At 54.9% G+C, this 25,645-nt stretch carries 24 protein-coding genes; 8 read left to right on the forward strand and 16 right to left on the reverse strand.

Annotated features, from left to right (window positions below):
* Positions 1 to 19: 19 nt before the first annotated feature.
* The 12 genes from atpD to asnC all read right to left on the reverse strand — a co-directional run bounded on the left by atpD (position 20) and on the right by asnC (position 11,074).
* Positions 20 to 1,402: a F0F1 ATP synthase subunit beta gene (atpD, locus tag DBY73_RS17775; protein WP_006177559.1), complete on the reverse strand. Its 1,383-nt coding sequence runs from the start codon at positions 1,400 to 1,402 to the stop codon at positions 20 to 22.
* Between the two features lie 31 nt (positions 1,403 to 1,433).
* Entirely contained in the window at positions 1,434 to 2,297 is an 864-nt protein-coding gene (atpG, locus tag DBY73_RS17780) for a F0F1 ATP synthase subunit gamma (RefSeq protein WP_014881884.1), read from the reverse strand.
* Positions 2,298 to 2,348: 51 nt separating this feature from the next.
* Positions 2,349 to 3,890, reverse strand: coding sequence for a F0F1 ATP synthase subunit alpha (gene atpA, locus DBY73_RS17785; protein ID WP_006808751.1), 1,542 nt, complete (start codon positions 3,888 to 3,890; stop codon positions 2,349 to 2,351).
* 12 nt (positions 3,891 to 3,902) lie between these two features.
* Complete coding sequence (atpH, locus tag DBY73_RS17790; RefSeq protein WP_112012390.1) at positions 3,903 to 4,436, reverse strand: F0F1 ATP synthase subunit delta; 534 nt, start codon at positions 4,434 to 4,436, stop codon at positions 3,903 to 3,905.
* A gap of 14 nt (positions 4,437 to 4,450) precedes the next feature.
* On the reverse strand, positions 4,451 to 4,921 hold the full coding sequence (gene atpF, locus DBY73_RS17795) for a F0F1 ATP synthase subunit B (protein ID WP_003862370.1): 471 nt from the start codon (positions 4,919 to 4,921) through the stop codon (positions 4,451 to 4,453).
* Between the two features lie 48 nt (positions 4,922 to 4,969).
* Positions 4,970 to 5,209 carry a F0F1 ATP synthase subunit C gene (gene atpE, locus DBY73_RS17800; protein WP_000429386.1) on the reverse strand — a complete coding sequence of 80 codons (240 nt, stop codon included), beginning with the start codon at positions 5,207 to 5,209 and terminating at the stop codon, positions 4,970 to 4,972.
* A 49-nt stretch (positions 5,210 to 5,258) separates the two neighbouring features.
* On the reverse strand, positions 5,259 to 6,074 hold the full coding sequence (gene atpB / locus DBY73_RS17805; RefSeq protein WP_006177554.1) for a F0F1 ATP synthase subunit A: 816 nt from the start codon (positions 6,072 to 6,074) through the stop codon (positions 5,259 to 5,261).
* An 8-nt stretch (positions 6,075 to 6,082) separates the two neighbouring features.
* Positions 6,083 to 6,463, reverse strand: coding sequence for a F0F1 ATP synthase subunit I (atpI, locus tag DBY73_RS17810; RefSeq protein ID WP_112012391.1), 381 nt, complete (start codon positions 6,461 to 6,463; stop codon positions 6,083 to 6,085).
* 617 nt (positions 6,464 to 7,080) lie between these two features.
* Positions 7,081 to 7,704, reverse strand: coding sequence for a 16S rRNA (guanine(527)-N(7))-methyltransferase RsmG (rsmG, locus tag DBY73_RS17815; protein ID WP_112012392.1), 624 nt, complete (start codon positions 7,702 to 7,704; stop codon positions 7,081 to 7,083).
* Between the two features lie 107 nt (positions 7,705 to 7,811).
* The gene (mnmG, locus tag DBY73_RS17820; protein WP_112012393.1) at positions 7,812 to 9,701 is read right to left on the reverse strand and encodes a tRNA uridine-5-carboxymethylaminomethyl(34) synthesis enzyme MnmG; all 1,890 of its coding nucleotides are present in this window, start codon (positions 9,699 to 9,701) and stop codon (positions 7,812 to 7,814) included.
* Between the two features lie 374 nt (positions 9,702 to 10,075).
* Complete coding sequence (gene mioC, locus DBY73_RS17830; protein WP_112012394.1) at positions 10,076 to 10,525, reverse strand: FMN-binding protein MioC; 450 nt, start codon at positions 10,523 to 10,525, stop codon at positions 10,076 to 10,078.
* A 90-nt stretch (positions 10,526 to 10,615) separates the two neighbouring features.
* Entirely contained in the window at positions 10,616 to 11,074 is a 459-nt protein-coding gene (asnC, locus tag DBY73_RS17835; RefSeq protein WP_003862383.1) for a transcriptional regulator AsnC, read from the reverse strand.
* A 150-nt stretch (positions 11,075 to 11,224) separates the two neighbouring features.
* Here asnC and asnA point away from each other — a divergent pair, with 150 nt between their 5' ends.
* The gene (gene asnA, locus DBY73_RS17840) at positions 11,225 to 12,217 is read left to right on the forward strand and encodes an aspartate--ammonia ligase (protein WP_112012395.1); all 993 of its coding nucleotides are present in this window, start codon (positions 11,225 to 11,227) and stop codon (positions 12,215 to 12,217) included.
* Positions 12,218 to 12,221: 4 nt separating this feature from the next.
* Here asnA and viaA read toward each other — a convergent pair whose 3' ends face one another.
* Both viaA and ravA read right to left on the reverse strand, forming a co-directional pair.
* Positions 12,222 to 13,673: an ATPase RavA stimulator ViaA gene (gene viaA / locus DBY73_RS17845; RefSeq protein WP_112012396.1), complete on the reverse strand. Its 1,452-nt coding sequence runs from the start codon at positions 13,671 to 13,673 to the stop codon at positions 12,222 to 12,224.
* Complete coding sequence (gene ravA / locus DBY73_RS17850; RefSeq protein ID WP_112012397.1) at positions 13,667 to 15,163, reverse strand: ATPase RavA; 1,497 nt, start codon at positions 15,161 to 15,163, stop codon at positions 13,667 to 13,669. The genes viaA and ravA overlap by 7 nt, the downstream gene beginning before the upstream one ends.
* A gap of 221 nt (positions 15,164 to 15,384) precedes the next feature.
* Here ravA and kup point away from each other — a divergent pair, with 221 nt between their 5' ends.
* The 7 genes from kup to rbsR all read left to right on the forward strand — a co-directional run bounded on the left by kup (position 15,385) and on the right by rbsR (position 23,333).
* Complete coding sequence (gene kup, locus DBY73_RS17855; RefSeq protein ID WP_112012398.1) at positions 15,385 to 17,253, forward strand: low affinity potassium transporter Kup; 1,869 nt, start codon at positions 15,385 to 15,387, stop codon at positions 17,251 to 17,253.
* Between the two features lie 224 nt (positions 17,254 to 17,477).
* Positions 17,478 to 17,897 carry a D-ribose pyranase gene (gene rbsD, locus DBY73_RS17860; protein ID WP_112012399.1) on the forward strand — a complete coding sequence of 140 codons (420 nt, stop codon included), beginning with the start codon at positions 17,478 to 17,480 and terminating at the stop codon, positions 17,895 to 17,897.
* A 7-nt stretch (positions 17,898 to 17,904) separates the two neighbouring features.
* Positions 17,905 to 19,410 carry a ribose ABC transporter ATP-binding protein RbsA gene (gene rbsA, locus DBY73_RS17865; protein ID WP_112012400.1) on the forward strand — a complete coding sequence of 502 codons (1,506 nt, stop codon included), beginning with the start codon at positions 17,905 to 17,907 and terminating at the stop codon, positions 19,408 to 19,410.
* Positions 19,411 to 19,414: 4 nt separating this feature from the next.
* Positions 19,415 to 20,380: a ribose ABC transporter permease gene (rbsC, locus tag DBY73_RS17870; protein ID WP_112012401.1), complete on the forward strand. Its 966-nt coding sequence runs from the start codon at positions 19,415 to 19,417 to the stop codon at positions 20,378 to 20,380.
* Positions 20,381 to 20,407: 27 nt separating this feature from the next.
* Entirely contained in the window at positions 20,408 to 21,298 is an 891-nt protein-coding gene (gene rbsB / locus DBY73_RS17875) for a ribose ABC transporter substrate-binding protein RbsB (protein ID WP_023333911.1), read from the forward strand.
* A gap of 109 nt (positions 21,299 to 21,407) precedes the next feature.
* Complete coding sequence (gene rbsK, locus DBY73_RS17880) at positions 21,408 to 22,337, forward strand: ribokinase (protein ID WP_112012402.1); 930 nt, start codon at positions 21,408 to 21,410, stop codon at positions 22,335 to 22,337.
* A gap of 3 nt (positions 22,338 to 22,340) precedes the next feature.
* The gene (gene rbsR, locus DBY73_RS17885) at positions 22,341 to 23,333 is read left to right on the forward strand and encodes a ribose operon transcriptional repressor RbsR (protein ID WP_112012403.1); all 993 of its coding nucleotides are present in this window, start codon (positions 22,341 to 22,343) and stop codon (positions 23,331 to 23,333) included.
* On the opposite strand, the gene mdtD is transcribed toward rbsR, so the two are convergent.
* Positions 23,299 to 24,732 carry a multidrug transporter subunit MdtD gene (gene mdtD / locus DBY73_RS17890; RefSeq protein WP_112012404.1) on the reverse strand — a complete coding sequence of 478 codons (1,434 nt, stop codon included), beginning with the start codon at positions 24,730 to 24,732 and terminating at the stop codon, positions 23,299 to 23,301. The genes rbsR and mdtD overlap by 35 nt on opposite strands.
* Entirely contained in the window at positions 24,729 to 25,436 is a 708-nt protein-coding gene (locus tag DBY73_RS17895; RefSeq protein WP_112012405.1) for a FadR/GntR family transcriptional regulator, read from the reverse strand. The genes mdtD and DBY73_RS17895 overlap by 4 nt, the downstream gene beginning before the upstream one ends.
* Positions 25,437 to 25,645 lie beyond the last annotated feature (209 nt).

Below are 25,645 nucleotides of genomic sequence, written 5' to 3' on the forward strand. Positions count from 1 at the left end.
TCACCCTCCGATTAAGGCGTTAAAGTTTTTTGGCTTTTTCCACGGCTTCGTCGATGGAACCAACCATGTAGAACGCCTGCTCCGGCAGGTGATCGTATTCGCCTTCCATGATGCCCTTAAAGCCACGGATGGTGTCTTTCAGGGAAACGTATTTACCCGGAGAACCGGTGAATACTTCCGCAACGAAGAACGGCTGGGACAGGAAGCGCTGGATCTTACGCGCGCGTGCTACCACCAGTTTGTCTTCTTCAGACAGCTCATCCATACCCAGGATGGCGATGATGTCTTTCAGTTCCTGGTAACGCTGGAGCAGGGACTGTACGCCACGCGCGGTGTCGTAGTGTTCCTGACCCACAACCAGTGGATCCAGCTGACGGCTGGTGGAGTCCAGCGGGTCAACGGCCGGGTAGATACCCAGAGACGCGATCTGACGGCTCAGTACCACGGTTGCATCTAAGTGCGCAAAGGTGGTGGCTGGAGATGGGTCAGTCAAGTCATCCGCAGGTACGTATACCGCCTGAACGGAGGTGATAGAGCCGGTTTTGGTAGAGGTGATACGTTCCTGAAGAACACCCATCTCTTCCGCCAGCGTTGGCTGATAACCTACCGCTGAAGGCATACGACCCAGCAGTGCGGATACTTCAGTACCGGCCAGGGTGTAACGGTAGATGTTATCGACGAACAGCAGAACGTCACGACCTTCGTCACGGAACTTCTCAGCCATCGTCAGGCCGGTCAGCGCTACGCGCAGACGGTTTCCTGGTGGCTCGTTCATCTGGCCGTAAACCAGGGATACTTTGTCCAGAACGTTGGAGTCGGTCATTTCGTGGTAGAAGTCGTTACCCTCACGAGTACGTTCACCTACGCCCGCAAACACGGAGTAACCGGAGTGCTCGATCGCGATGTTACGGATCAGCTCCATCATGTTTACGGTTTTACCTACACCCGCACCACCGAACAGACCGACTTTACCGCCCTTCGCGAACGGACACATCAGGTCGATAACTTTGATACCGGTTTCCAGCAGTTCCTGAGAGCTGGACAGCTCTTCGTAGGACGGTGCCGCGCGGTGGATAGCCCAACGCTCTTCTTCACCGATGTCGCCTTTCATGTCGATTGGCTGACCCAATACGTTCATGATACGACCCAGCGTTGCTTTACCTACCGGGACTTCGATCGGGTGCTCAAGGTCTTTCACTTCCAGACCACGACGCAGACCGTCGGAAGAACCCATCGCGATGGTACGCACGATACCGCCGCCGAGCTGCTGCTGAACTTCCAGCACCAGGCTCTCGTTACCATTCTGTACCTCAAGCGCGTCGTACACGCGTGGTACGGCGTCCTGAGGGAACTCGACGTCCACCACGGCGCCGATTACCTGGACAATCTTTCCAGTAGCCATCTTGAATCCTCTACGTAATTCGTAAACCTGGTTAAACCGCGGCGGCCCCCGAGACGATCTCGGTGAGTTCCTGAGTAATGCTGGCCTGACGAGCTTTGTTGTAAACCAACTGCAGCTCTTTAATCAGGCTGCCGCCATTATCGGTCGCGGCTTTCATCGCCACCATTCGTGCGGCCTGCTCGCTGGCCAGGTTTTCTACAACGCCCTGATAAACCTGTGATTCAACGTAACGACGCAGCAGGGTATCCAGCAGCGGTTTCGGATCGGGTTCATACAGGTAATCCCAGGCTTTCTGCTTCAACTCGTCATCTTCTGATGCCGGTAAAGGCAGCATCTGAGTGATCGTAGGCACCTGAGACATGGTGTTAATAAATTTGTTGCTGACAACGTACAGTCTGTCCAGACGGCCTTCATCATAGGCCTGCAACATCACTTTAACCGGGCCGATCAGTTCGGACAGGGACGGGTTATCACCCATACCGGTCACCTGAGCGACAATGTTGCCACCAACGGAGTTAAAGAAAGAGACGCCTTTAGAGCCAATCAGTGCCAGATCGCACTGAACGCCTTTATCGGACCAGCCTTTCATATCCGCCAGCAGTTTTTTGAACAGGTTAATGTTCAAGCCGCCACACAGACCACGGTCGGTCGACACCACCAGGTAGCCCACGCGCTTAACGTCGCGTTCTTCCAGGTAAGGGTGCTTATATTCCAGATTACCGTTTGCAAGGTGACCAATCACTTTGCGCATGGTTTCTGCATAAGGACGGCTGGCCGCCATGCGATCCTGCGATTTACGCATTTTGGAAGCGGCGACCATCTCCATCGCTTTAGTGATCTTCTGCGTGTTTTGGACGCTTGCGATCTTACTACGTATCTCTTTTGCGCCGGCCATGAGCTTCTCCTCAATGCCTGACGGCTTGTCTCACGACAAGCCGCCGGACGATTACCAGGACTGGGTTGCTTTGAAGGAATCGAGGATAGCTTTCAGCTTGCCTTCGATTTCATCGTTATAGCCACCGGTCTGGTTGATCTCTTGCATCAGCGGAGCGTGATCACGGTCGACGTAAGCCAGCAGAGCGGCTTCGAAGCTACCGATTTTCGCCAGTTCCACATCTTCGAGGTAACCGCGTTCAGCCGCGAACAGAACCAGACCCTGCTGAGCAACAGACATTGGTGCGTACTGTTTCTGCTTCAGCAGCTCGGTCACTTTCTGACCGTGGCTCAGCTGTTTACGGGTTGCTTCGTCCAGATCGGATGCGAACTGAGAGAACGCAGCCAGTTCACGATACTGTGCCAGCGCGGTACGAATACCACCGGACAGTTTCTTGATGATCTTGGTCTGAGCAGCACCACCTACACGGGATACGGAGATACCCGGGTTAACCGCCGGACGAATACCGGAGTTAAACAGGTTGGTTTCCAGGAAGATCTGACCATCGGTAATGGAGATTACGTTGGTCGGAACGAACGCAGAAACGTCACCCGCCTGGGTTTCAATGATCGGCAGTGCGGTCAGAGAGCCCGTTTTACCCTTCACTTCACCTTTGGTGAAGTTCTCGACGTATTCCGCGTTAACGCGGGAAGCACGCTCCAGCAGACGAGAGTGGAGGTAGAATACGTCGCCAGGGAATGCTTCACGTCCTGGTGGACGACGGAGCAGCAGGGAAACCTGACGGTAAGCAACGGCCTGTTTAGACAGGTCATCGTATACGATCAGCGCATCTTCACCGCGGTCACGGAAGTATTCGCCCATTGCGCAACCGGCGTATGGCGCCAGGTATTGCAGTGCAGCAGATTCAGAAGCGGTCGCGACAACAACGATGGTGTTAGACAGCGCGCCGTGCTCTTCCAGTTTACGAACCACGTTAGAAATGGTGGACGCTTTCTGGCCGATAGCCACGTACACACATTTGATGCCGGAGTCACGCTGGTTGATGATGGCGTCGATTGCCATCGCGGTTTTACCGGTCTGACGGTCACCGATGATCAGTTCACGCTGACCACGACCGATTGGGATCATGGCATCAACGGACTTATAGCCAGTCTGTACTGGCTGATCAACGGACTGACGGTCGATAACGCCCGGTGCGATAACTTCGATTGGGGAGAAGCCATCGTGCTCAACCGGACCTTTACCGTCGATTGGCGCACCCAGGGTGTTAACCACGCGGCCCAGCAGGCCACGGCCAACCGGCACTTCCAGAATACGGCCAGTACACTTAACCTTCATGCCTTCGGCGAGGTCAGCGTATGGGCCCATCACAACAGCACCTACGGAGTCGCGCTCCAGGTTCAGTGCGATAGCGTAACGGTTACCCGGCAGGGAAATCATCTCACCCTGCATACAATCGGCCAGGCCGTGGATGCGGATAACACCGTCACTTACAGAAACAATAGTACCTTCGTTGTGAGCTTCACTCACAACACTGAACTGAGCAATGCGCTGCTTGATCAGTTCGCTGATTTCGGTGGAATTCAGTTGCATGCTCCAGTCCCCTTAAGACTGCAAGACGTCTGCAAGGCGTTCAAGACGGCCGCGTACGCTGCCATCAATGACCATATCACCCGAGCGGATGATTACGCCTGCCATTACAGACTTATCGATTTTGCAATTCAGCTTAACTTTGCGTGACAGACGTTTTTCCATCGCGGCGGTAATTTTCGCAAGCTGTTCATCACTCAGTTCAGTCGCAGAGGTCACTTCGACTTCTGCAGTGGCTTCACTAAGGGCACGTAAGTGCTCAAACTGCTCAAGAACATCCGGGAGCACGCGCAGACGACCATTCTCTGCCATCACCTTAATCAGGTTCTGGCCGTTGGCATCCAGCTGCTCTCCGCACACGGCGATAAACGACGCGGCGAGGGTTTCAGGCGCTAATGCACCGGAAAGCAACTCAGCCATTTGTTCGTTTTTCGTCACCTCAGCGGCAAACGCCAGCATGTCCTGCCAGCGATCGACACTTTGGTGTTCGACAGCAAAGTCAAAAGCTGCTTTGGCGTAGGGGCGAGCTACCGTAACAAATTCAGACATCAGCCCCTCCCTCCTTACAGTTCAGCGACAAGTTTGTCCACGATGTCGCTGTTAGCAGCTTCATCCACGGAACGTTCGATGATCTTCTCGGCGCCAGCAACAGCCAGAATCGCAACCTGCTTACGCAGTTCTTCACGAGCACGTTTACGCTCGGCTTCAATTTCAGCCTGAGCCTGTGTCACGATCTTAGTACGTTCCTGTTCTGCTTCAGCTTTGGCTTCGTCCAGGATCTGAGAACGGCGTTTGTTAGCCTGTTCAATGATTACCTGAGCTTCAGCTTTCGCTTTTTTCAGCTGGTCTGTCGCGTTGGCCTGTGCAAGGTCCAAATCTTTCTTAGCGCGTTCTGCGGAAGCCAGACCGTCAGCAATTTCTTTCTGACGTTTTTCGATGGCAGCCATTAAAGGCGGCCATACATACTTCATGCAGAACCAGACAAAGAGAATAAACGCGATGGCCTGGCCGAGGATTGTTGCGTTCATGTTCACAGCACAATACCTCTTAAATTTCTGTGGCTTGGGGTTTTAAAACAACTACTACGCGACAGCAAACATCACGTACAGACCCAGACCTACAGCGATCATTGGGATTGCATCCACCAGACCCATAACGATAAAGAACTGAGTACGCAGCAGAGGAATCAGATCCGGTTGACGCGCTGCGCCTTCCAGGAATTTACCTCCGAGGATGCCGATACCGATCGCAGCACCGATAGCCGCCAGACCCATCATCACAGCGGCAGCCATGTACAGCAGATCCATATTCAGGTTTTCCATGACAGTCTCCAGTTTGTTTCAATTAAAACGTAGTAGTGTTGGTAAAAAATCAGTGCTCTTCAGACGCCATCGACAGATAGACGATCGTCAGAACCATGAAGATAAAGGCTTGCAGCGTAATGATCAGGATGTGGAAAATGGCCCATGGCACATTAAGAATCCACTGTGACCACCACGGCAGAAGACCCGCGATCAGAATGAAAATCAGCTCACCCGCATACATGTTGCCGAACAGTCGCAGACCCAGTGAAACAGGTTTGGACAGCAGGCTAACGCCTTCCAGGATCAGGTTGACCGGAATAAACGCCCAGTGGTTGAACGGCTGCAAGGTAAGCTCTTTCACAAAGCCGCTTACGCCTTTCATTTTGATGCTGTAGAAAAGAATCAGGATAAATACGCCCAGCGCCATCGACAGGGTGATGTTCACGTCAGCGGACGGAACCACGCGCAGTGCTGGCAGACCGAGGACATGTTCGCCAATCCACGGCAGGAAATCGATAGGCAGAAGGTCCATCAGGTTCATCAGGAAGACCCAGACAAAGACCGTCAGCGCCAGCGGAGCAATCAGCTTGCTCTTACCGTGATACATGTCTTTGACGCTACCGTGGACGAAGCCGATGATCATTTCGACGAAGGTCTGGAATTTCCCTGGAACACCGCTGGTCGCTCGTTTAGCAACACCGCGGAACATGGCCAGGAACAGAAGACCCAAAACCACCGAGAAGAACATGGAGTCGATGTTGATCGTCCAGAAGGTGGCCGGGGGGTTATGTGGATCCACCAGCGAGAATGTACGCAGGTCCAGCTGAAGGTTATTCAGATGGTGACCTATGTAATCCTGCGGCGTCATATTTTCTGAAGCCATGATGCCTTTTACCCTTTGTTATTGATTACAGCTGGAGCCAGAACTTGTACCACCAGCACCAAAACCCACGTAGCTATCAGCGGCATGAATACCACTTTTAAAACCGCCAGCGCCATCACCAGCAAAGCAAAGGTCAGCAACACCTTACACACTTCGCCCAAAGCGAAGGACCAGGCCACGCGGCCTTTGGCGGGTGTATGCGCCTGATGACGCCAGGCAAAAATCATAAACAACATGTTTGGCAAAACTACCGCCAATCCCCCGCACGCGGCGGAGATGCCCCAGAAGGGGTCTTTGAGGCTAAACAGCAGTCCACTTGCTATCACGGCCAGAAACTGAATGAACAGAAGCTTACGAGCAACGTTTCTACTCAAGAGCGACACAGACATCACGTTTTTACTCCTGCTCCCTTCGAGGTATGCCGCGTGTCGTATAAAACGTCCTTTAAGGCTCAGAGTCAAGCATCAAAAAGCGGACAAATTATACGGTGCGTACCCGTGATTTCAAACATTAAGTAGCGAAAAGGTGAATAAATGTTTAAATATTTTTCCCCGCCCCTATTTTTTAACTTTTGATGAAAGTGCCGTCCATAGAGCAAAACTGCAAACCACGCGGAAACATTGACGACAAAGCGTGCACGAGATCACAAATTATACATTTACGATAAGGATGTGTTTATCAAAGCCTTGAATCGCATAACGTCATCTTTATGAAATTAAAGAAAAAATATCGTAACTATTTTCAAAACAGCCCTGTATACAACAAAAACCTTTCATTGACATTCTTAATAAATAATTAACATCAATGATTCATAACTGTTCATCACATTTAGCAGACTGATATTTTCATTGTTGACTATCAGCCGTGTGCAATAAATCGAATCACGTTAACCATAAGAAAAGCCATGGTAACATCAAGGTTAAATTAACTTCAGCCCATCGTCGCGAGTTGTGCTGCTTTTTAACACAAAGAGAACAGCACAAATTCCACATTTTTTATTAAATTTTTAAATATTGTTTGGCTTAATAATCACCAAATGACGCTCGCCCTCGAGTTGAGGAACCTTCAGTTTTTCAATAGATTCGACCGAATAGCCTTCCGGTAGTTGCTCAATTTCGTCGCCAGGCATCTGGCCTTTCAGCGCATAAAAACGTCCATTCTCAGCAGGCAGATGCTTACACCAGCTCACCATGTCGTTTAACGAGGCAAATGCACGGCTGATCACGCCGTCAAACGGCGGCTCTGCCGGAAAGTCCTCTACCCTGCTCTGAACCGGCGTAATGTTTTCAAGCTTCAGCTCATGCTGAACCTGACGCAGAAAACGCACGCGCTTGCCAAGACTGTCCAGCAGCGTGAAATGACTCTCCGGACGGACAATCGACAGCGGAATGCCAGGCAGACCGGGCCCCGTACCGACGTCAATAAAGCGTTCACCGTTAAGATGCGGTGCGACGACAATGCTGTCGAGGATATGGCGAATCAGCATCTCGTTGGGGTCGCGTACGGAGGTCAGGTTGTACGCTTTGTTCCATTTATTCAGCATGTCGACATACCCCACCAGCTGAGTTTTCTGGTGATCGGTGAGCGAAATACCTGCCTGATCCAGCAGACGAGAGAGTTTATTGAGCACGGTGAGTACCTGTTGGAAAACTTAGGTTGCGGGTAGCGTTGTGCTTACCCGCCCTACGGATTTAGTAGACCCGGTAAGCGCAGCGCCACCGGGCAATGTTCAGGGCATTACGCGCTGCGGCGCAGCATGCCCTGTTTTTTCAACCACACCAGCAGGATAGAAATCGCAGCTGGCGTAACGCCTGAGATGCGTGAAGCCTGGCCGATCGACACTGGCTTGTGATCGTTAAGCTTGGCGATCACCTCGTTGGAAAGCCCCGTTACCTGACGGTAGTCCAGCATTTCCGGCAGCAGCGTGTTTTCGTTTCGCTGCTGTTTTTCGATCTCATCCTGCTGGCGCGCGATGTAGCCTTCGTATTTTACCTGGATTTCGACCTGCTCCGCGGCTTCCGCGTCTTCGAGGCCTGGCGCAAACGCGGTCAGTTTGACCAGGTTTTCATAGGTCACTTCAGGGCGACGCAGCAGGTCTTCACCGCTGGCTTCACGCGAGAGCGGCGCGGTCAAGTGAGCGTTCACTTCGGCAGCGGTTTCCGCCTGCGGATTGACCCACGTTGTTTTCAGACGCTGACGTTCCTGCTCAATGCGCTCCAGCTTCTCGTTGAAACGCGCCCAGCGTTCATCGTCAACCAGACCCAGCTCGCGGCCCATTTCGGTCAGGCGCAGGTCTGCGTTGTCTTCACGGAGCATCAGACGATATTCCGCGCGGGAGGTAAACATACGGTACGGTTCTTTGGTACCGAGCGTGCAGAGGTCGTCAACCAGGACGCCCAGATAGGCCTGGGAACGCGCCGGCGCCCAGCCGTCTTTTTCCGCAGAGAAGCGTGCGGCGTTCAGACCGGCCAGCAGCCCTTGTGCGGCCGCTTCTTCGTAACCTGTGGTGCCGTTAATCTGGCCAGCGAAGAACAGGCCCTGGATGAATTTGCTTTCCAGGGTTGGCTTCAGGTCGCGCGGATCGAAGAAATCGTACTCAATCGCGTAGCCAGGGCGAACGATTCTCGCATTCTCCATCCCCTGCATAGAGCGAACAATCTGCATCTGCACGTCGAACGGCAGGCTGGTGGAGATCCCGTTCGGGTAAATTTCGTTAGAGGTCAGCCCTTCCGGTTCAAGGAAGATCTGGTGCTGGTTGCGATCGGCAAAGCGCATCACCTTATCTTCGATCGACGGGCAGTAGCGTGGGCCGATCCCTTCGATCACGCCTGCGTACATTGGGCTGCGATCGAGGTTATTGCGGATCACGTCATGGGTTTTTTCGTTGGTGTGCGTGATGTAGCACGGCACCTGCTGCGGATGCTGCGCCGCATTGCCCATGAACGAGAAGACCGGCATCGGATTATCGCCGTGCTGCTGTGCCAACACGCTGAAATCGATGGTGCGCGCGTCAATACGCGGAGGCGTACCGGTTTTCAGACGGCTCACGCGCAGCGGCAGTTCACGCAGGCGACGCGAAAGCGGAATGGACGGCGGATCGCCAGCACGGCCGCCGCTGTAGTTGTCCAGTCCGATATGGATTTTACCGTCCAGGAAGGTCCCGACGGTCAAAACGACGGCTTTAGCGCGGAATTTGAGGCCCATTTGGGTCACGGCGCCGACGACGCGATCGTTCTCAACGATAAGATCTTCAACCGCCTGCTGGAAGATCATCAGGTTTGGCTGATTCTCCAGCGCGGTGCGTACCGCCTGACGGTAAAGCACGCGGTCAGCCTGAGCGCGGGTCGCACGCACAGCCGGACCTTTGCTCGCGTTTAGTATCCTAAACTGAATGCCTGCACGATCGATCGCTTTCGCCATCAGGCCGCCAAGTGCATCCACTTCTTTTACCAGGTGTCCTTTCCCAATGCCGCCAATCGCCGGATTACAGGACATTTGTCCCAGCGTGTCGATATTGTGTGTCAAAAGCAGGGTCTGTTGACCCATACGCGCCGCGGCCATTGCGGCCTCGGTGCCTGCATGACCCCCGCCAATGATGATGACGTCAAAAGGATCCTGATAAAACATGGTGGTCTGCCTCGCATAACGCGGTGTGAAAATGGATTGAAGCCCGGGCCGTGGATTCTACTCAACTTTAGTCTTTCGAGAAAGCATTGGGATCCTGGGCTATTAAAAAGAAGATCTTTTTATTTAGAGATCTGTTCTATTGTGATCTCTTATTAGGATCGCGAACCTTTGTGGATAAGTCCGATCTCGCGAATAAGATCATGTGGTTAGCAAGGATCGTTAGCTGTGAGTGAACGGTGATCCTGGCCCGTATAAGCTGGGATCAAAACGTCACTTTATACACAGGCCAAAAACATACTCTGCGTTGTTCGTTGGATAACTACGGGTTAATACGAGCTTTTAACCAGAGTTATCCACATCTGTTTGCGCGATCTTTAAGCGTGTTTGAGTAAATTTTTCCAATCTGCTAGCCAGATCTCGGCCGGATCTTCCGGAATATCATGATCGAGGATGTTGATCTTCAGCGTTTCACCCAGCTGTTTTGCCCCACATGCGGTAACAGCGGCTTCAACTTTCTCTATTGCACCGCAGAAGGTGTCATATTCACGGCTGCCGATCCCGACCGCCCCAAAACGAACGTTTGACAGGTCAGGCTGCTGTTCCTGCAGCTCGTCATATAAAGGTTGAAGATTGTCAGGAAGATCGCCAGCGCCATGAGTAGAGGTGATAAGCAGCCAGACCCCATCAGTCGGAAGATCGTCAAGCAGCGGACCGTGCAGGGTTTCCGTGGAAAAGCCCGCTTCTTCCAGCTTCTCAGCCAGATGTTCCGCTACGTATTCCGCACCGCCCAGGGTGCTGCCGCTGATAAGAGTAATGTCCGCCATTGATCGCTCGCTCATAGAAAGAGGGGGCCATTGTACGCTGTGAGCGAGCTGGGATCTACCTGTGGAAAATGTGGGAATGAAATTGCCCGATCACGGGCGGATGGTGCGCATGATCGGGTTTTGCAGGGAGATCAGCGTCTCGGTGGACTGAATTTCATCGATTGTTTGGATCTTGTTGATAAGTACCTGCTGAAGGGCATCAATGGATCGACACATGACCTTTATAAAGATGCTGTAGTGCCCGGTGGTGTAATACGCCTCGGTGACTTCGTCCAGCGCGTTGAGTTTTTCCAGCGCGGAGGGATAGTCTTTCGCGCTTTTCAAAATGATGCCAATAAAGCAGCACACGTCGTAACCCAGCTGCTTCGGGCTGACGTCAATGCGCGCACCAGTAATGATCCCCGCCTGCTTCATTTTCTCTACGCGAACGTGAATCGTGCCCGGGCTGACGCCAAACTGTTTTGCCAGCTCGGCGTAGGCGGTGCGCGCATTGGCCATTAGCGCTTCCAGGATGCCGCGGTCAAGATTGTCGATCTGATAATTTTCCATAGCTTTTTCTTATGAAGATTGATGATTCTTTCTATTCTAGCGTTATATTTTATCGATTCAAAAGTGAAGTCGGCTTTTTGTTGTTGAGTTATTGAATTAAGCACCGGTTCTGTTGCTTAATCATTACCAACAGGACGCAGGAGTAAAATAATGAAAACCGCTTACATCGCAAAACAACGCCAGATCAGTTTCGTAAAATCCCATTTTTCTCGCCAGCTGGAAGAAAAGCTTGGCCTTATTGAAGTACAGGCTCCGATTCTTAGCCGCGTGGGTGACGGGACGCAGGATAACTTGTCTGGATGCGAAAAAGCGGTACAGGTGAAAGTGAAAACACTGCCAGACGCCCAGTTCGAAGTGGTTCATTCCCTTGCGAAGTGGAAGCGTCAAACCCTGGGACAACACGACTTCAGCGCGGGCGAAGGGCTTTACACGCACATGAAAGCCCTTCGCCCCGATGAAGACCGCCTGACGGCCATTCATTCTGTTTACGTCGACCAGTGGGACTGGGAGCGGGTGATGGGGGACGGCGAGCGTCATCTCGGCACGCTGAAAGCGACCGTTGAAGCGATTTACGCCGGGATCAAAGCCACCGAAGCGGCAGTCAGCAAAGCGTTTGGTCTGGCACCGTTCCTGCCGGAAACAATCCACTTTGTACACAGCCAGGAGCTGTTGAGCCGCTTCCCGGATCTTGATGCGAAAGGCCGCGAGCGTGCCATCGCTAAAGAGCTAGGGGCCGTGTTCCTGATTGGGATCGGCGGCAAGCTTTCTGACGGTAAGCGTCACGACGTTCGTGCGCCGGATTATGATGACTGGAGCACCGTGGGCGAGGGCGAACTTGCCGGTCTGAACGGCGATATTCTGGTCTGGAACCCGGTGCTGGAAGATGCCTTCGAACTCTCTTCAATGGGCATTCGCGTGGACGCCGACGCGCTTAAGCGCCAGCTGGCGGTGACCGGCGACGAAGATCGCCTCAAGCTGGAGTGGCACCAGGCGCTGCTGCGCGGTGAAATGCCGCAGACTATTGGCGGCGGTATTGGTCAGTCTCGCCTGACGATGCTGTTACTGCAGCTGGATCACATCGGCCAGGTTCAGTGCGGCGTGTGGCCACTGCAGGTTCGCGAAAGCGTCGGTTCTCTTCTTTAATTAATTACCGCCGCCAGCGCCTCAGCAGGCGGCTACGCAGCCCGGTGTCAAAGCGCCAGATGTGATCGAAGATGCGCATGATGCCGGGTTTGCCGTGGGCGGACATCGCCACGGCGTGGAAGCGGTGCTGATGCACCCGCTGTAGCTCCTTCACTTTATTTACCACATCATCCGGCAGCCGCTGGGCAATAAAATCAGAAATGACCACCGCGTCAGCGTCATACCACTCTCCGCCCTGCATGCGTTCAATGATGCTGCGAAAACAGCTGGCCAGATCGGTGCCGCCGCGAAAGCGCTGGCTCAAAAAGCGGATCGCCTGCTCAAGGCCCTGCATGTTTGTCAGTTCGTAGGCCACGATGTCGCTCGAAAACAGCATGATAAAGCAGCGTCGCCGATCCGCGAGCGCGACGCGCATCAGCGCCAGGCAGAACGCTTTTGCGCACTGCTCGTTGAATCCGCCCATTGAACCGGACGTATCCACGCAGACGATAAAAGGCCCGCGCGGCTGCTCGTCAAAATCCTGATGAATGACCGGGCGCTGGCTAATCTTCTCGCGCCAGGCCTCGCCGTGCAGGCGATAGGTAAGCAGCTGTTTTTCCACCAGCCGACGATAAAACTCATATTCCAGTTCGGTCATGCCCAGCGTGCTCAGCTCCGTAGGCAAAAGGCGCAGTATGTCGTCGCTTTGCTGTAAGCCATCCACCTGCTCCGGCACGGTGGCCGGTTCGCGCACCAGCGTGCGGAACGTTTCCATCGGTGCGTCTTTCTTTGGGACGGATTTAGCCTCCCGCGAGCGGCCCAGCTGTTCGGCGAGCTTCATCAGCTCCGGCTGCTGGGCCAGGAAGTCGCCGTACCTGACGATCAGCTGGTAATCGCCGCGCCGCAGCTGGCCGGCGCTCATGTCCCAGAGGCGGCCGGCGGCATTTTCATTTTCCACCAGCACCTCTTCGAGCTGCCCGCTTAAGGTCATTCGTTCCTGAACTTCGCTCAGCAGCTGCTCGCGCTCCTCATCCAGAAGCTGCTGGTTGAGCGTGGTTGCCTGAACGACCAGGCTCAGCCGCCAGCGCTGCAGGAACAACGTATGCAGCGCCGGCGTAAAGGTGGCGTTCTCCGTCACCAGCGTTCTCGCCTGGCTTGCAAACGGGGAGTGGACGGTATCGAGCACCGCCAGGGTTTGCGGTAGCTGCACGATAAACTGCGTCGTGGAGAGCCGCTGGCACTGCTGATAGGCCGCGACTTCTTCGGTTAGCTCCGGGGGCACCTCCGTCTCTTTGAAGCGCTGCCGCAGGGTATCGCGCCAGCGGGGGAGATCGTCGGTCATCGCCTTTTTTAGCTTTGGGAATTTTTCAAAGAAGGCCGCCAGCTGCGGCGATGCCAGCAGCGTAATGACCACCTCCTCGATCATCCCCTCCTCGCTGACCGCCAGCATCACGTTGAGCGTGTCCAGCGTTAGCATTGACGCGCCTGTTTAATCTGGGCGCTAACGTCCTGCAGGCTGGCTTCGATGCGGCCCAGCCAGTCGCTATGAATAAAGAGGCATTTTTGCTGCTCGCTGAAGCGCGTGTGCTGCTGGTGCCATTCGGTATCCAGCGCGTCGAGCTGCTGTTTGATCTCCTCCGGCACGCTGTCGGCGGCAGTTCCTGGCAGCGCAAGACGCGAACCCTGCAGGCTGACGTCGCGGATCACCAGATGCTGGCTGCTGTCCACTTCCATCGTGAGCGGTTGCGCAAAGCCGATCCCGTTGAGCTTGCCGCGGATCTCGCCGCCTTTGTCGAGCCACTGGGACAGCGCGTCTCGCTCGATCGTAACGTGCACCACCTGCATGTCGTGCAGCTTAAGCGGCTTCTGGAGCAGCAGCGTCAGCGTTGCGTCGGTGAGTTCTGCGGGCAGTTCATAGTGGGCTTTGCGCGCGAACATGCCGCCAAGGCGGCTTACCTTCAGCGCGGTTTTATCGCTTTGCTGCTGCTGAAGCTGGATGCGGCGCTGGGTAATCGCGCCCAGCTGGTTCAGCATCGACTGCTGGCCCCACGCGTGTCCGGTCATCAATACTTCAAGCTGCTGCTGCATCAGGTTCATGCCTTCGGCATCATGCCACAGGCAATCTTTGAGGAGGATCAGATCGATAGGCGCAACGGCATCGCGGCCGCTGAACAGCGCGCTGGCCTGCAGCAGGCGAATTGCTTTTTTCCAGCGGCGGTCCGAGACGTACGGCGCGGACGGCAGCAGGTCCAGCTGCTGGCGCAGCATGAAGATCAGCTCGAATACGGCGTCGGGCAGCGCGATTTTGCCAATGTCCTGCTGCCACTGCGCATACTCCTCATCCGATACCTGAAGGGATGCGGAGACCGGATTTTCATTTTCATCCTGCTGGCTGACCAGCATCGAGCGGAAATTTGATTTGTCCTGCACCTTGTCCAGCCACAGGCGGATCAGCATGCGGTCGTACAAGGCTTCCAGGCTGCTGTCGGCTTCGGGCAGCTCGTTGGAAGCCGCCACCAGCAGGCGCATCGGGATTTTTTCTTCAGTGGCGCCGTTACGGAAGCGGCGTTCATTTATCGCCGTTAGCAGGGTGTTCAGAATGGCCGGGCCCGCTTTCCAGATCTCATCGAGAAAAACAATCTCCGCTTCCGGGAGATACCCTTCCGTCAGGCGCTGATAACGTCCCTCATCCTTAAGGGCCTGGATGGACAGCGGGCCGAAGACCTCTTCCGGGGTGGAAAAGCGCGTCATCAGATATTCGAATGCGCGGGCGTTCTGGAAGGCAAATTTTAACCGGCGGGCAATCAGGCTTTTCGCAATGCCGGGCGGCCCCAGTAAAAACACGCTCTCACCGCTCAGCGCGGCCAGTAAGCAAAGGCGAATAGCGTGGCTACGCTCGAAAAGGCCTTTTTCCAGCGCGCTGCTGAGGCGGGAAATTCTTTCTGCTAATAAGTGTGAGTGAGCCATAATAGTTTTGCGTCCTTTCGCCGTGGAGCGGCTAATTGATGCGAGTATAGACGTTTCGCTCAGGGCTGGTAATAGACTGAAGTGCGGCGCAATTTTCTTTGCGCTACATTAACGCGGTTGCATTTAGGGGTACGATTTTGCCATTAATCGTGCATACTGTGCGCTTTTTGTGGGCCAAGGGACTAAGCACACATTTGTTATACAAACGAAAAGACTAGTCTATGAGCACTGATAATAAGCAATCATTACCCGCAATAACGCTTGCGGCGATCGGGGTTGTGTACGGTGATATCGGCACCAGCCCGCTTTATACGCTTCGTGAATGTCTGTCCGGTCAGTTTGGTTTTGGCGTTGAACGTGATGCCGTCTTTGGCTTCCTGTCACTCATCTTCTGGCTGCTGATCCTTGTCGTTTCCGTGAAATATCTTTCTTTCGTCATGCGCGCTGATAACGCGGGCGAAGGCGGTATCTTAACGCTGATGTCCCTTGCCGGGCGCAACACTACCCCCAAAATGACGTCGGTGCTGGTGATTATTGGCCTGATTGGCGGCAGCTTTTTCTACGGCGAGGTGGTCATTACGCCGGCGATTTCGGTCATGTCGGCGATTGAGGGGCTGGAGATTGTCGCACCGCAGCTTGATTCGTGGGTGGTCCCGCTTGCTATCATCGTTTTAACGCTGCTTTTCGCAATTCAAAAGCACGGCACGGGGCTGGTGGGCAAGCTGTTTGCGCCGATTATGCTGGCCTGGTTCCTTGTCCTTGCCGCACTCGGCCTGCGCAGCATTATTGCCAATCCGGACGTACTGCATGCGCTGAACCCGATGTGGGCTATTCATTTCTTCCTTGAATACAAAGTGGTCTCCTTCGTGGCGCTGGGGGCCGTGGTGCTCTCTATCACCGGCGTGGAAGCTCTGTACGCGGATATGGGGCACTTTGGCAAACTGCCGATTCGCGTCGCGTGGTTCACCGTGGTGCTCCCGTCGCTGGTGCTGAACTACTTCGGCCAGGGCGCGCTGCTGCTTGAACATCCGGAAGCCATTAAGAACCCGTTCTTCCTGCTGGCACCTGACTGGGCGCTGATCCCCATGCTTGTTCTCGCAACCCTGGCAACGGTTATCGCGTCTCAGGCGGTCATCTCCGGCGTGTTCTCGCTGACCCGTCAGGCGGTGCGTCTGGGCTACCTGTCTCCGATGCGCATCATCCATACCTCGGAGATGGAGTCCGGCCAGATCTACATTCCTTTCATTAACTGGCTGCTTTATTTCGCCGTGGTGATCGTGATTGTAAGCTTCGAACACTCCAGTAACCTGGCGGCCGCATACGGTATCGCCGTGACGGGAACGATGGTGCTGACGTCGATTCTCTCCACCACCGTTGCGTACCGTAACTGGCACTGGAACAAGTTCCTCGTGGCGCTGATTCTGGTGGGCTTCCTGTGCATCGACGTGCCGCTGTTCTCGGCCAACCTCGACAAGATTGTCTCCGGCGGCTGGCTGCCGCTGACGCTTGGCCTGGTGATGTTTATCGTGATGACCACCTGGAAAAGCGAACGCTTCCGCCTGCTGCGCCGCATGCATGAGCACGGTAACTCTCTGGAGGCCATGATTGCCTCGCTGGAGAAATCCCCGCCGGTGCGCGTACCGGGTACGGCGGTGTATATGTCTCGTGCGCTGAACGTGATCCCGTTTGCGCTGATGCATAACCTCAAGCACAACAAAGTGCTGCACGAGCGCGTGATCCTGCTGACGCTGCGTACCGAAGATGCGCCTTACGTTCATAACGTGCGCCGCGTGCAGATTGAGCAGCTCTCGCCGACCTTCTGGCGCGTGGTGGCGAGCTACGGCTGGCGCGAAACGCCTAACGTGGAGGAGGTCTTCCACCGCTGCGGTCTGGAAGGCTTAAGCTGCCGCATGATGGAGACCTCGTTCTTCATGTCGCACGAGTCGCTGATCATCGGCAAGCGTCCGTGGTATTTGCGCCTGCGCGGCAAGCTGTACCTTATCCTTCAGCGCAACGCCCTGCGCGCGCCTGACCAGTTTGAGATCCCGCCTAACCGCGTGATTGAGCTGGGGACGCAGGTCGAGATTTAATGTCCTCTGTGGGCGGATGACCTCGCCCCAACCCTCTCCCACGTGAGAGGGCGCAAACATAAAAAACGGTAACCTGACGGTTACCGTTTTACATTTACCTCCGGCTCATTTCATTTAGCGAAACGTTTCGACGTCGATCACAATTCTGTTACGTGATGATGGTTTTCTGACCATGCCTCGGATTAAACTCACCACAGCGAAACGTTTCGCTAGTGGAGCATAAAATGAAGAAAGGCACGGTACTCAACTCAGAGATCTCATCGGTTATTTCCCGCCTTGGGCATACCGATACGCTGGTAGTTTGCGATGCAGGCCTGCCGGTTCCGCGCAGCACAACCCGTATTGATTTGGCGTTAACGCAGGGCGTGCCCTCGTTTATGCAGGTACTGGACGTGGTGACCGCGGAGATGCAGGTTGAGACGGCTATTCTCGCGGCGGAAATCAAACAACATAATCCGCAGCTCCACGAAACGTTGCTTGGCCGCATCAAGCAACTGCAACAACACCAGGGAAACACCATTGAAATTCGTTACACCACGCACGAAGACTTCAAAAAACAAACCGCAGACAGTCAGGCGGTGATTCGCAGCGGGGAATGCTCCCCGTATGCGAACGTCATTCTCTGTGCTGGCGTCACCTTCTGAGGCCATCATGGACGCATTATTGCAGCTTAAAGGGATCGATAAGTCGTTCCCGGGCGTAAAAGCCCTCTCCGGCGCGGCGCTGAACGTTTACCCCGGGCGCGTCATGGCGCTGGTGGGCGAGAACGGCGCGGGCAAATCCACCATGATGAAAGTGTTGACCGGTATCTACCAGCGCGATGCCGGTTCGCTGTTGTGGCTGGGTAAAGAGACTACCTTCAACGGCCCGAAATCTTCGCAGGAAGCGGGCATCGGCATTATCCACCAGGAGCTGAACCTCATTCCGCAGCTCACGATTGCTGAGAACATTTTCCTTGGCCGTGAATTTGTTAACCGGTTCGGCAAAATCGACTGGAAAACGATGTACGCCGAGGCGGACAAGCTGCTGGCGAAGCTGAACCTGCGCTTTAAGAGCGACCGCCTGGTCGGCGATCTCTCCATCGGCGATCAGCAGATGGTGGAAATCGCGAAGGTGCTGAGCTTTGAGTCGAAGGTCATCATCATGGATGAACCGACCGACGCCCTGACCGATACCGAAACCGAATCCCTGTTCCGCGTCATTCGCGAGCTTAAATCGCAGGGGCGCGGGATTGTCTATATCTCTCACCGCATGAAAGAGATCTTCGAGATCTGCGATGACGTGACCGTATTCCGCGACGGCCAGTTCATCGCCGAACGCGAAGTGGCGACGCTCACCGAAGATTCGCTGATTGAAATGATGGTGGGGCGTAAGCTCGAGGATCAGTATCCACATCTGGACAAGCAGCCTGGCGAGATCCGCCTGAAGGTAGATAACCTTTGCGGGCCGGGCGTGAACGACGTGTCCTTTACCCTGCGCCAGGGCGAGATCCTCGGCGTGGCGGGCCTGATGGGCGCGGGCCGTACCGAGCTAATGAAGGTGCTATACGGCGCGCTGCCGCGCACCAGCGGATACGTTACGCTCGACGGCCGCGAGGTGGTGACGCGTTCGCCGCAGGATGGCCTGGCGAACGGCATCGTCTATATCTCCGAGGACCGCAAGCGCGACGGTCTGGTGCTCGGCATGTCCGTGAAAGAGAACATGTCGCTTACGGCGCTGCGCTATTTCAGCCGCAGCGGCGGTAGCCTGAAGCACAAAGACGAGCAGCAGGCGGTCAGTGATTTTATCCGCCTCTTTAACGTGAAAACGCCTTCCATGGAACAGGCGATCGGCCTGCTGTCCGGCGGCAACCAGCAGAAAGTGGCGATTGCGCGCGGGCTGATGACGCGCCCGAAGGTGCTCATCCTCGACGAGCCAACCCGCGGCGTGGACGTGGGCGCGAAGAAAGAAATCTACCAGCTCATTAACCAGTTCAAGGCCGACGGCCTGAGCATCATTCTGGTCTCTTCCGAGATGCCAGAAGTATTAGGCATGAGCGATCGCATTATCGTTATGCATGAAGGGCATCTCGGCGGTGAATTTACTCGCGAGCAGGCCACCCAGGAAGTTCTGATGGCTGCCGCTGTGGGCAAGCTTAATCGCGTGAATCAGGAGTAAGAAGATGACTACCCAGGCTGTTGCTGGTCGCCGTTATTTCACCAAAGCATGGCTGATGGAACAAAAATCGCTGATCGCCCTGCTGGTGCTGATCGCGATTGTATCGACCATGAGTCCGAACTTTTTTACCGTTAATAACCTGTTCAACATTCTTCAGCAGACTTCCGTAAACGCCATCATGGCGGTGGGGATGACGCTGGTGATTTTGACCTCGGGTATCGATCTGTCCGTCGGTTCCCTGCTGGCGCTTACCGGTGCGATTGCAGCATCAATTGTCGGGATTGAAGTTAACGCGCTGGTGGCGGTTGCCGCGGCGCTGGCCGCCGGCGCGGCTATCGGTGCCGTTACCGGCGTGATTGTCGCAAAAGGCCGCGTGCAGGCGTTTATCGCAACGCTGGTGATGATGCTGCTCCTGCGCGGTGTAACCATGGTTTACACCAACGGCAGTCCGGTGAACACCGGCTTTACGGATAACGCAGATCTGTTCGGCTGGTTCGGTATTGGCCGTCCTTTAGGTGTCCCAACGCCGGTGTGGATCATGGGTATCGTTTTCCTGGCGGCATGGTACATGCTGCACCACACCCGTCTGGGACGGTATATCTACGCGCTGGGCGGTAACGAAGCGGCAACGCGCCTCTCCGGCATTAGCGTTAATAAAGTCAAGATCATCGTCTACTCCCTGTGCGGCCTTCTGGCCTCGCTGGCGGGCATCATCGAAGTGGCACGCCTCTCCTCCGCGCAGCCGACGGCGGGGACGGGCTATGAGCTGGATGCCATCGCGGCAGTTGTTCTGGGCGGTACGAGCCTGGCGGGCGGAAAAGGTCGCATTGTTGGGACGTTGATCGGCGCATTGATCCTTGGTTTCCTGAATAATGGTTTGAATTTATTAGGTGTTTCCTCCTATTACCAGATGATCGTTAAGGCAGTGGTGATTTTGCTGGCGGTACTGGTAGACAACAAAAAACAGTAACTGACGACACTACAGGACATCTTAGATATGAACATGAAAAAACTGGCTACCCTGGTTTCTGCAGTCGCGCTGAGCGCAACCGTAAGTGCTAACGCCATGGCGAAAGATACCATCGCGCTGGTTGTCTCCACGCTGAACAACCCGTTCTTCGTCTCCCTGAAGGACGGTGCGCAGAAAGAAGCAGACAAGCTGGGCTACAACCTGGTGGTGCTGGATTCACAGAATAACCCGGCTAAAGAGCTGGCAAACGTTCAGGACCTGACCGTTCGCGGCACTAAAATCCTGCTGATCAACCCAACCGATTCTGACGCCGTAGGCAACGCCGTTAAGATGGCAAACCAGGCGAAGATCCCGGTGATCACGCTGGACCGTCAGGCGTCTAAAGGTGAAGTCGTTAGCCACATCGCGTCTGATAACGTGCTGGGCGGTAAAATTGCCGGTGATTACATTGCCAAGAAAGCCGGTGAAGGCGCGAAAGTGATTGAACTGCAGGGCATTGCGGGAACGTCCGCCGCCCGTGAACGCGGTGAAGGCTTCCAGCAGGCGGTTGCTGCGCACAAATTTAACGTGCTGGCGAGCCAGCCCGCTGACTTTGACCGCACTAAGGGTCTGAACGTTATGCAGAACCTGCTCACCGCGCATCCTGACGTGCAGGCCGTGTTCGCTCAGAACGATGAAATGGCGCTGGGCGCGCTGCGTGCTCTGCAGACCGCAGGTAAATCAGATGTGATGGTTGTCGGATTTGACGGCACGCCGGATGGTGAAAAAGCGGTAAATGATGGCAAACTGGCTGCGACCATCGCTCAGCTGCCTGAGCAGATCGGCGCCACCGGCGTTGAGACTGCCGACAAAGTGCTGAAGGGCGAAAAAGTTCAGGCGAAATACCCTGTTGACCTGAAGCTGGTCATCAAGCAGTAACAGGCGATTCAGGCAGTCGCTGGCTGCCTGAGGGACATCCAATAAAAGAAAAGTGTGGCATACGCCACCGGGTAACACCGGTGGCGCTCTCAGATGGACACCCCCAATCATGAAAACCGCAGGCAAGCTTGTCGTCCTTGGCAGTATCAATGCCGATCACATTCTTAACCTTGAGTCTTTCCCGACGCCGGGCGAAACCGTCACCGGCAATCAGTACCAGGTGGCGTTCGGTGGCAAAGGCGCTAATCAGGCGGTTGCCGCCGGGCGCAGTGGAGCGGATATTGCCTTTATCGCCTGTACGGGCGATGACGATACCGGCGAGCGCGTGCGTAAGCAGCTGGCCAGCGACAATATTGATATTTCGCCCGTTAGCGTAGTGAAGGGGGAATCAACCGGCGTGGCGCTGATTTTCGTCAACGCAGAAGGTGAGAATGTTATCGGTATTCATGCGGGCGCTAACGCGGCGCTGACGACTGAGCGCGTCGACGCGCAGCGTGAAATCATTGCCAGCGCAAAAGCGCTGCTGATGCAGCTGGAATCGCCGGTAGAAAGCGTACTGGCTGCGGCCAAAATTGCGCATGAAAATCATACGTCTGTGGTACTTAACCCTGCTCCTGCACGTGTATTATCAGACGAGCTGCTGGCGCTGGTGGACATTATCACCCCGAACGAAACCGAAGCGGAAAAGCTGACCGGCGTTCGCGTGGAAAATGATGATGACGCCGCGCGTGCCGCTCGCGCGCTGCACGATAAAGGCATCGGTACGGTGATTATTACCCTTGGCAGCCGCGGCGTGTGGGCCAGCATCAACGGTGAAGGCCGTCGTGTGCCTGGGTTTAAGGTCAAGGCGATCGATACCATCGCGGCGGGAGATACCTTTAACGGTGCGCTGGTGACGGCGCTGCTGGAAGGCGAAGTCCTGGACGTTGCGATTCGATTTGCGCATGCGGCAGCGGCTATCGCGGTGACGCGCAAAGGCGCTCAGCCTTCCGTGCCGTGGCGTAAAGAGATTGATGAATTTTTAAATCAGCAGGGGTAACGCTTGGCCACAATGAAAGATGTCGCCCGCATGGCGGGCGTTTCTACGTCTACGGTCTCCCACGTCATCAATAACGATCGCTTTGTTAGCGAGGCGATTAGGGAAAAAGTCGACGCGGCTATCAAAACTCTCAACTATGCGCCGTCGGCGCTGGCGCGCAGCCTCAAGCTCAACCAGACGCGCACCATCGGCATGCTGATCACCGCCAGTACCAATCCGTTTTATTCAGAACTTGTGCGCGGCGTAGAACGCAGCTGTTTTGAGCGCGGCTACAGCCTGGTGCTGTGCAATACCGAAGGCGACGAGCAGCGCATGAACCGCAACCTCGAAACGCTGATGCAAAAGCGCGTCGACGGGCTGCTGCTGCTATGTACCGAAACGCATCAGCCGTCGAAAGACATTATCCAGCGCTACCCTTCAATTCCTACCGTGATGATGGACTGGGCGCCGTTCGACGGCACCAGCGACCTGATTCAGGATAACTCGCTGCTGGGAGGCGATATGGCAACCCAGTACCTGATCGACAAAGGCCATACCCGCATCGCCTGTATTACCGGCCCGCTGGATAAAACGCCCGCGCGCTTGCGCCTGGAGGGATATCTTCGCGCCATGGTACGCGCCGGGCTGACGATTCCCGATGGGTATCGCGTCAACGCTGATTTTGAATTTAACGGTGGCTTTGAGGCAATGCAGAAACTAATAGCCCAGGAACAGCGCCCGCAGGCGGTGTTTATTGGTAATGATGCGATGGCGTTTGGTGCCTATCAGGCGCTGTACCAGGCGGGTTTACGCGTTCCGGACGATATGGCGGTTATTGGCTACGATGACATTGAGCTGGCGCGCTACATGACGCCGCCGCTCACGACCATTCATCAGCCTAAAGATGAACTTGGGGAACTGGCCATCGACGTGTTGATCCACCGTATGGCCCAGCCCTCGCTGCAGCAGCAGCGTCTGCAGCTTACTCCTGTTCTGATTGAACGGGGTTCTGCTTAGCCTTCGCTTTATGACGCTCTTTAATCAGATTTCTGCCGTCCTTCGGCTTTAAGAGCATGAAGACAAATGCCGAGACAACGGTCAGTGCACCCATCGAAATAAAGGTGTAGTGGAACTGCTCGACGGTATTTGCGCTGTCGAAACCTTCGTAAAAGCGCAGCACCGCCGCGCTCACGGCAACCCCCAGACTTATCGACAGCTGCTGCGTGACGGCCAGCACGCTGTTGCCGCTGCTGGCGTTATCATCGGTCAGGTCCGCCAGGGTGATGGTGTTCATGGCCGTGAATTGCGTCGACATAGCCATCCCCAGCACAAACAGCGGCAGGATCAGCATCCAGATCGGCAGCGCGGCGGATTGCAGCGAGAATTGCGCGATCATCAAACCGATAAACACGGTCACGCCAACCAGCGTCTTACGATAGCCAAACCAGCGCAGCACCTGGGTGACGGTTGATTTCGCCAGAATTGAGCCCATCGCGGTGGGCGCCATCATGCATCCCGCAATCAGTGCCGGGTAGCCAAAACCCACCTGCAGCATCAGCGGCATCAGGAACGGCACGCACCCTGTACCCAGGCGTGAGGCTATATTTCCGGCCACGCCAACCGAGAAGGTGCGGGTATTAAAGAGTGACAAAGAGATAAGCGGCGTTGGATGACGACGGGCGTGACGTATATAAAGAAGGAACAGCAGGATGCCGCTGAGAATGATCGCTAGCGCTATCCACGTTGCGACGATCTTCTCTCCAAACAGCTCCATCCCGCTGGAGAAGAGCACCAGGCTCAGACCAAACAGGAAAAAACCGCCCATATCGAAGCTGCGTCTTGGGGTAGTGAAGTTCGGCATATACTTACGCGCATACAGTAACCCTGCTACGCCAATCGGGATGTTTATCAGGAATATCCAGTGCCAGCTTGCCCATGTGACGAATACTCCGCCGAGTACCGGGCCCAGTATTGGCCCCACTAGTCCTGGCATGGTCACGAAGTTGAGAACCGGCAGCAGTTCGCTGCGCGGGTAGGCTCTCAACAATGCCAGCCTCGCTACGGGCATCATCATCGCGCCGCCGATGCCCTGCAATATGCGAAATATAACCAGCTCGGTAAGGGACGTTGACAGCGCGCAGGCCAGCGAACCGAGCGTGAACAGCGTGACCGCCAGCATAAAGACTCTACGGGTGCCGAAGCGGTCGGCCAGCCATCCGCTTACGGGGATTAACATCGCGACCGTCAGCGTATAGCTAATGATGGCTGACTGCATCGCCAGCGGGGAACGACCGAGGCTTTGGGCTATTGCGGGTAAGGCTGTGTTAAGAATAGTGGCATCCAGTGCCTGCATAAAAAACGCCATGGCTGCTATCCACGGCAATCCGGCCATGCTGCGCGCTTTTTTCTCTGTCATTTATATACCTGCTGGTGGTTTGGTGCGGCCAGTAGTGCCTGACACGCGATCAGCGCCCGCTGACCGTCGCTTTCCTGGATAGCATCGACGATGGCCTGATGCAGATCCAGCTTCACCACCTCATCGTGCGTAATGGAGGTGAAGTAGGTGTGGTAGACCGAATGGAACAATGACGCAAAAGAGGTCAGGAACGGATTTGCACTCATCATATATATATGTTCATGCCAGGCCATATCCACTTCAATCCAGCGTTCGCGGTTGAACTGTTTTTTTAGGCACACCATCTCTTCCATTAAGGTATTTAGCTGGGCTTTTTGCTCCGCTGTGCCAAGCGTAGCGGCGAGCAGGCAAGCCTGTGGTTCGAGGCTGCTGCGCATGACCAGGAAGTGATTCACAACCTGATGGAAGTTATCTTCGGTCATCCACCATGAGAGCAGCTCCTGATCGAGGAAGTTCCAGTTGCTCTGAGGCATTACGCGCGTTCCGATCCGCGGACGCGGCAGCACCATTCCTTTTGCCGTTAACGTTTTCACTGCTTCACGAACGGCTGTACGGCTTACCCCAAATTGCTCACCCAGCTCCATCTCACCCGGCAGGATACTTCCCGGGAGATATTTACCCGCTAAGATCAGCTGAGCCAGCTTCTCCGCCAGCACATAGGACAGGTTTTTTTGTGCGGCCAGCTGTTGTGCACTTAAGGGCATCTTTCTTCTTCCTTAATTATTCATGCGGATAAGTATGCCATCTGAAGCGTGTTTATGGTTGCAGAGACATCAAATAGAACAATTTGTGGCTGGATTTCACTGCTGCTGGTGAAAAAAAACACGGTCAGAATTTTTTTTTGAATTTACACTTGTCACTTCAGAATAACTCCCTATAATGCGCCTCCACTGACACGGAACAACGGCTTACA

Origin of the sequence: Enterobacter sp. RIT418, from assembly GCF_003057745.1 — a bacterium.
GTDB lineage: Bacteria > Pseudomonadota > Gammaproteobacteria > Enterobacterales > Enterobacteriaceae > Enterobacter.

Bases quoted from the DNA above. Each gene is read 5' to 3' on its own strand.
- atpG (WP_014881884.1), bottom strand. From the start codon at position 2,297: ATGGCCGGCGCAAAAGAGATACGTAGTAAGATCGCAAGCGTCCAAAAC.
- asnA (WP_112012395.1), top strand. From the start codon at position 11,225: ATGAAAACCGCTTACATCGCAAAACAACGCCAGATCAGTTTCGTAAAA.
- mnmG (WP_112012393.1), bottom strand. From the start codon at position 9,701: ATGTTTTATCAGGATCCTTTTGACGTCATCATCATTGGCGGGGGTCAT.
- atpH (WP_112012390.1), bottom strand. From the start codon at position 4,436: ATGTCTGAATTTGTTACGGTAGCTCGCCCCTACGCCAAAGCAGCTTTT.
- atpD (WP_006177559.1), bottom strand. From the start codon at position 1,402: ATGGCTACTGGAAAGATTGTCCAGGTAATCGGCGCCGTGGTGGACGTC.
- rbsC (WP_112012401.1), top strand. From the start codon at position 19,415: ATGACTACCCAGGCTGTTGCTGGTCGCCGTTATTTCACCAAAGCATGG.
- rbsD (WP_112012399.1), top strand. From the start codon at position 17,478: ATGAAGAAAGGCACGGTACTCAACTCAGAGATCTCATCGGTTATTTCC.
- asnC (WP_003862383.1), bottom strand. From the start codon at position 11,074: ATGGAAAATTATCAGATCGACAATCTTGACCGCGGCATCCTGGAAGCG.
- mdtD (WP_112012404.1), bottom strand. From the start codon at position 24,732: ATGACAGAGAAAAAAGCGCGCAGCATGGCCGGATTGCCGTGGATAGCA.
- kup (WP_112012398.1), top strand. From the start codon at position 15,385: ATGAGCACTGATAATAAGCAATCATTACCCGCAATAACGCTTGCGGCG.
- ravA (WP_112012397.1), bottom strand. From the start codon at position 15,163: ATGGCTCACTCACACTTATTAGCAGAAAGAATTTCCCGCCTCAGCAGC.
- atpE (WP_000429386.1), bottom strand. From the start codon at position 5,209: ATGGAAAACCTGAATATGGATCTGCTGTACATGGCTGCCGCTGTGATG.
- rbsA (WP_112012400.1), top strand. From the start codon at position 17,905: ATGGACGCATTATTGCAGCTTAAAGGGATCGATAAGTCGTTCCCGGGC.
- DBY73_RS17895 (WP_112012405.1), bottom strand. From the start codon at position 25,436: ATGCCCTTAAGTGCACAACAGCTGGCCGCACAAAAAAACCTGTCCTAT.
- mioC (WP_112012394.1), bottom strand. From the start codon at position 10,525: ATGGCGGACATTACTCTTATCAGCGGCAGCACCCTGGGCGGTGCGGAA.
- atpI (WP_112012391.1), bottom strand. From the start codon at position 6,463: ATGTCTGTGTCGCTCTTGAGTAGAAACGTTGCTCGTAAGCTTCTGTTC.
- rbsK (WP_112012402.1), top strand. From the start codon at position 21,408: ATGAAAACCGCAGGCAAGCTTGTCGTCCTTGGCAGTATCAATGCCGAT.
- atpB (WP_006177554.1), bottom strand. From the start codon at position 6,074: ATGGCTTCAGAAAATATGACGCCGCAGGATTACATAGGTCACCATCTG.
- rbsB (WP_023333911.1), top strand. From the start codon at position 20,408: ATGAACATGAAAAAACTGGCTACCCTGGTTTCTGCAGTCGCGCTGAGC.
- atpA (WP_006808751.1), bottom strand. From the start codon at position 3,890: ATGCAACTGAATTCCACCGAAATCAGCGAACTGATCAAGCAGCGCATT.
- viaA (WP_112012396.1), bottom strand. From the start codon at position 13,673: ATGCTAACGCTGGACACGCTCAACGTGATGCTGGCGGTCAGCGAGGAG.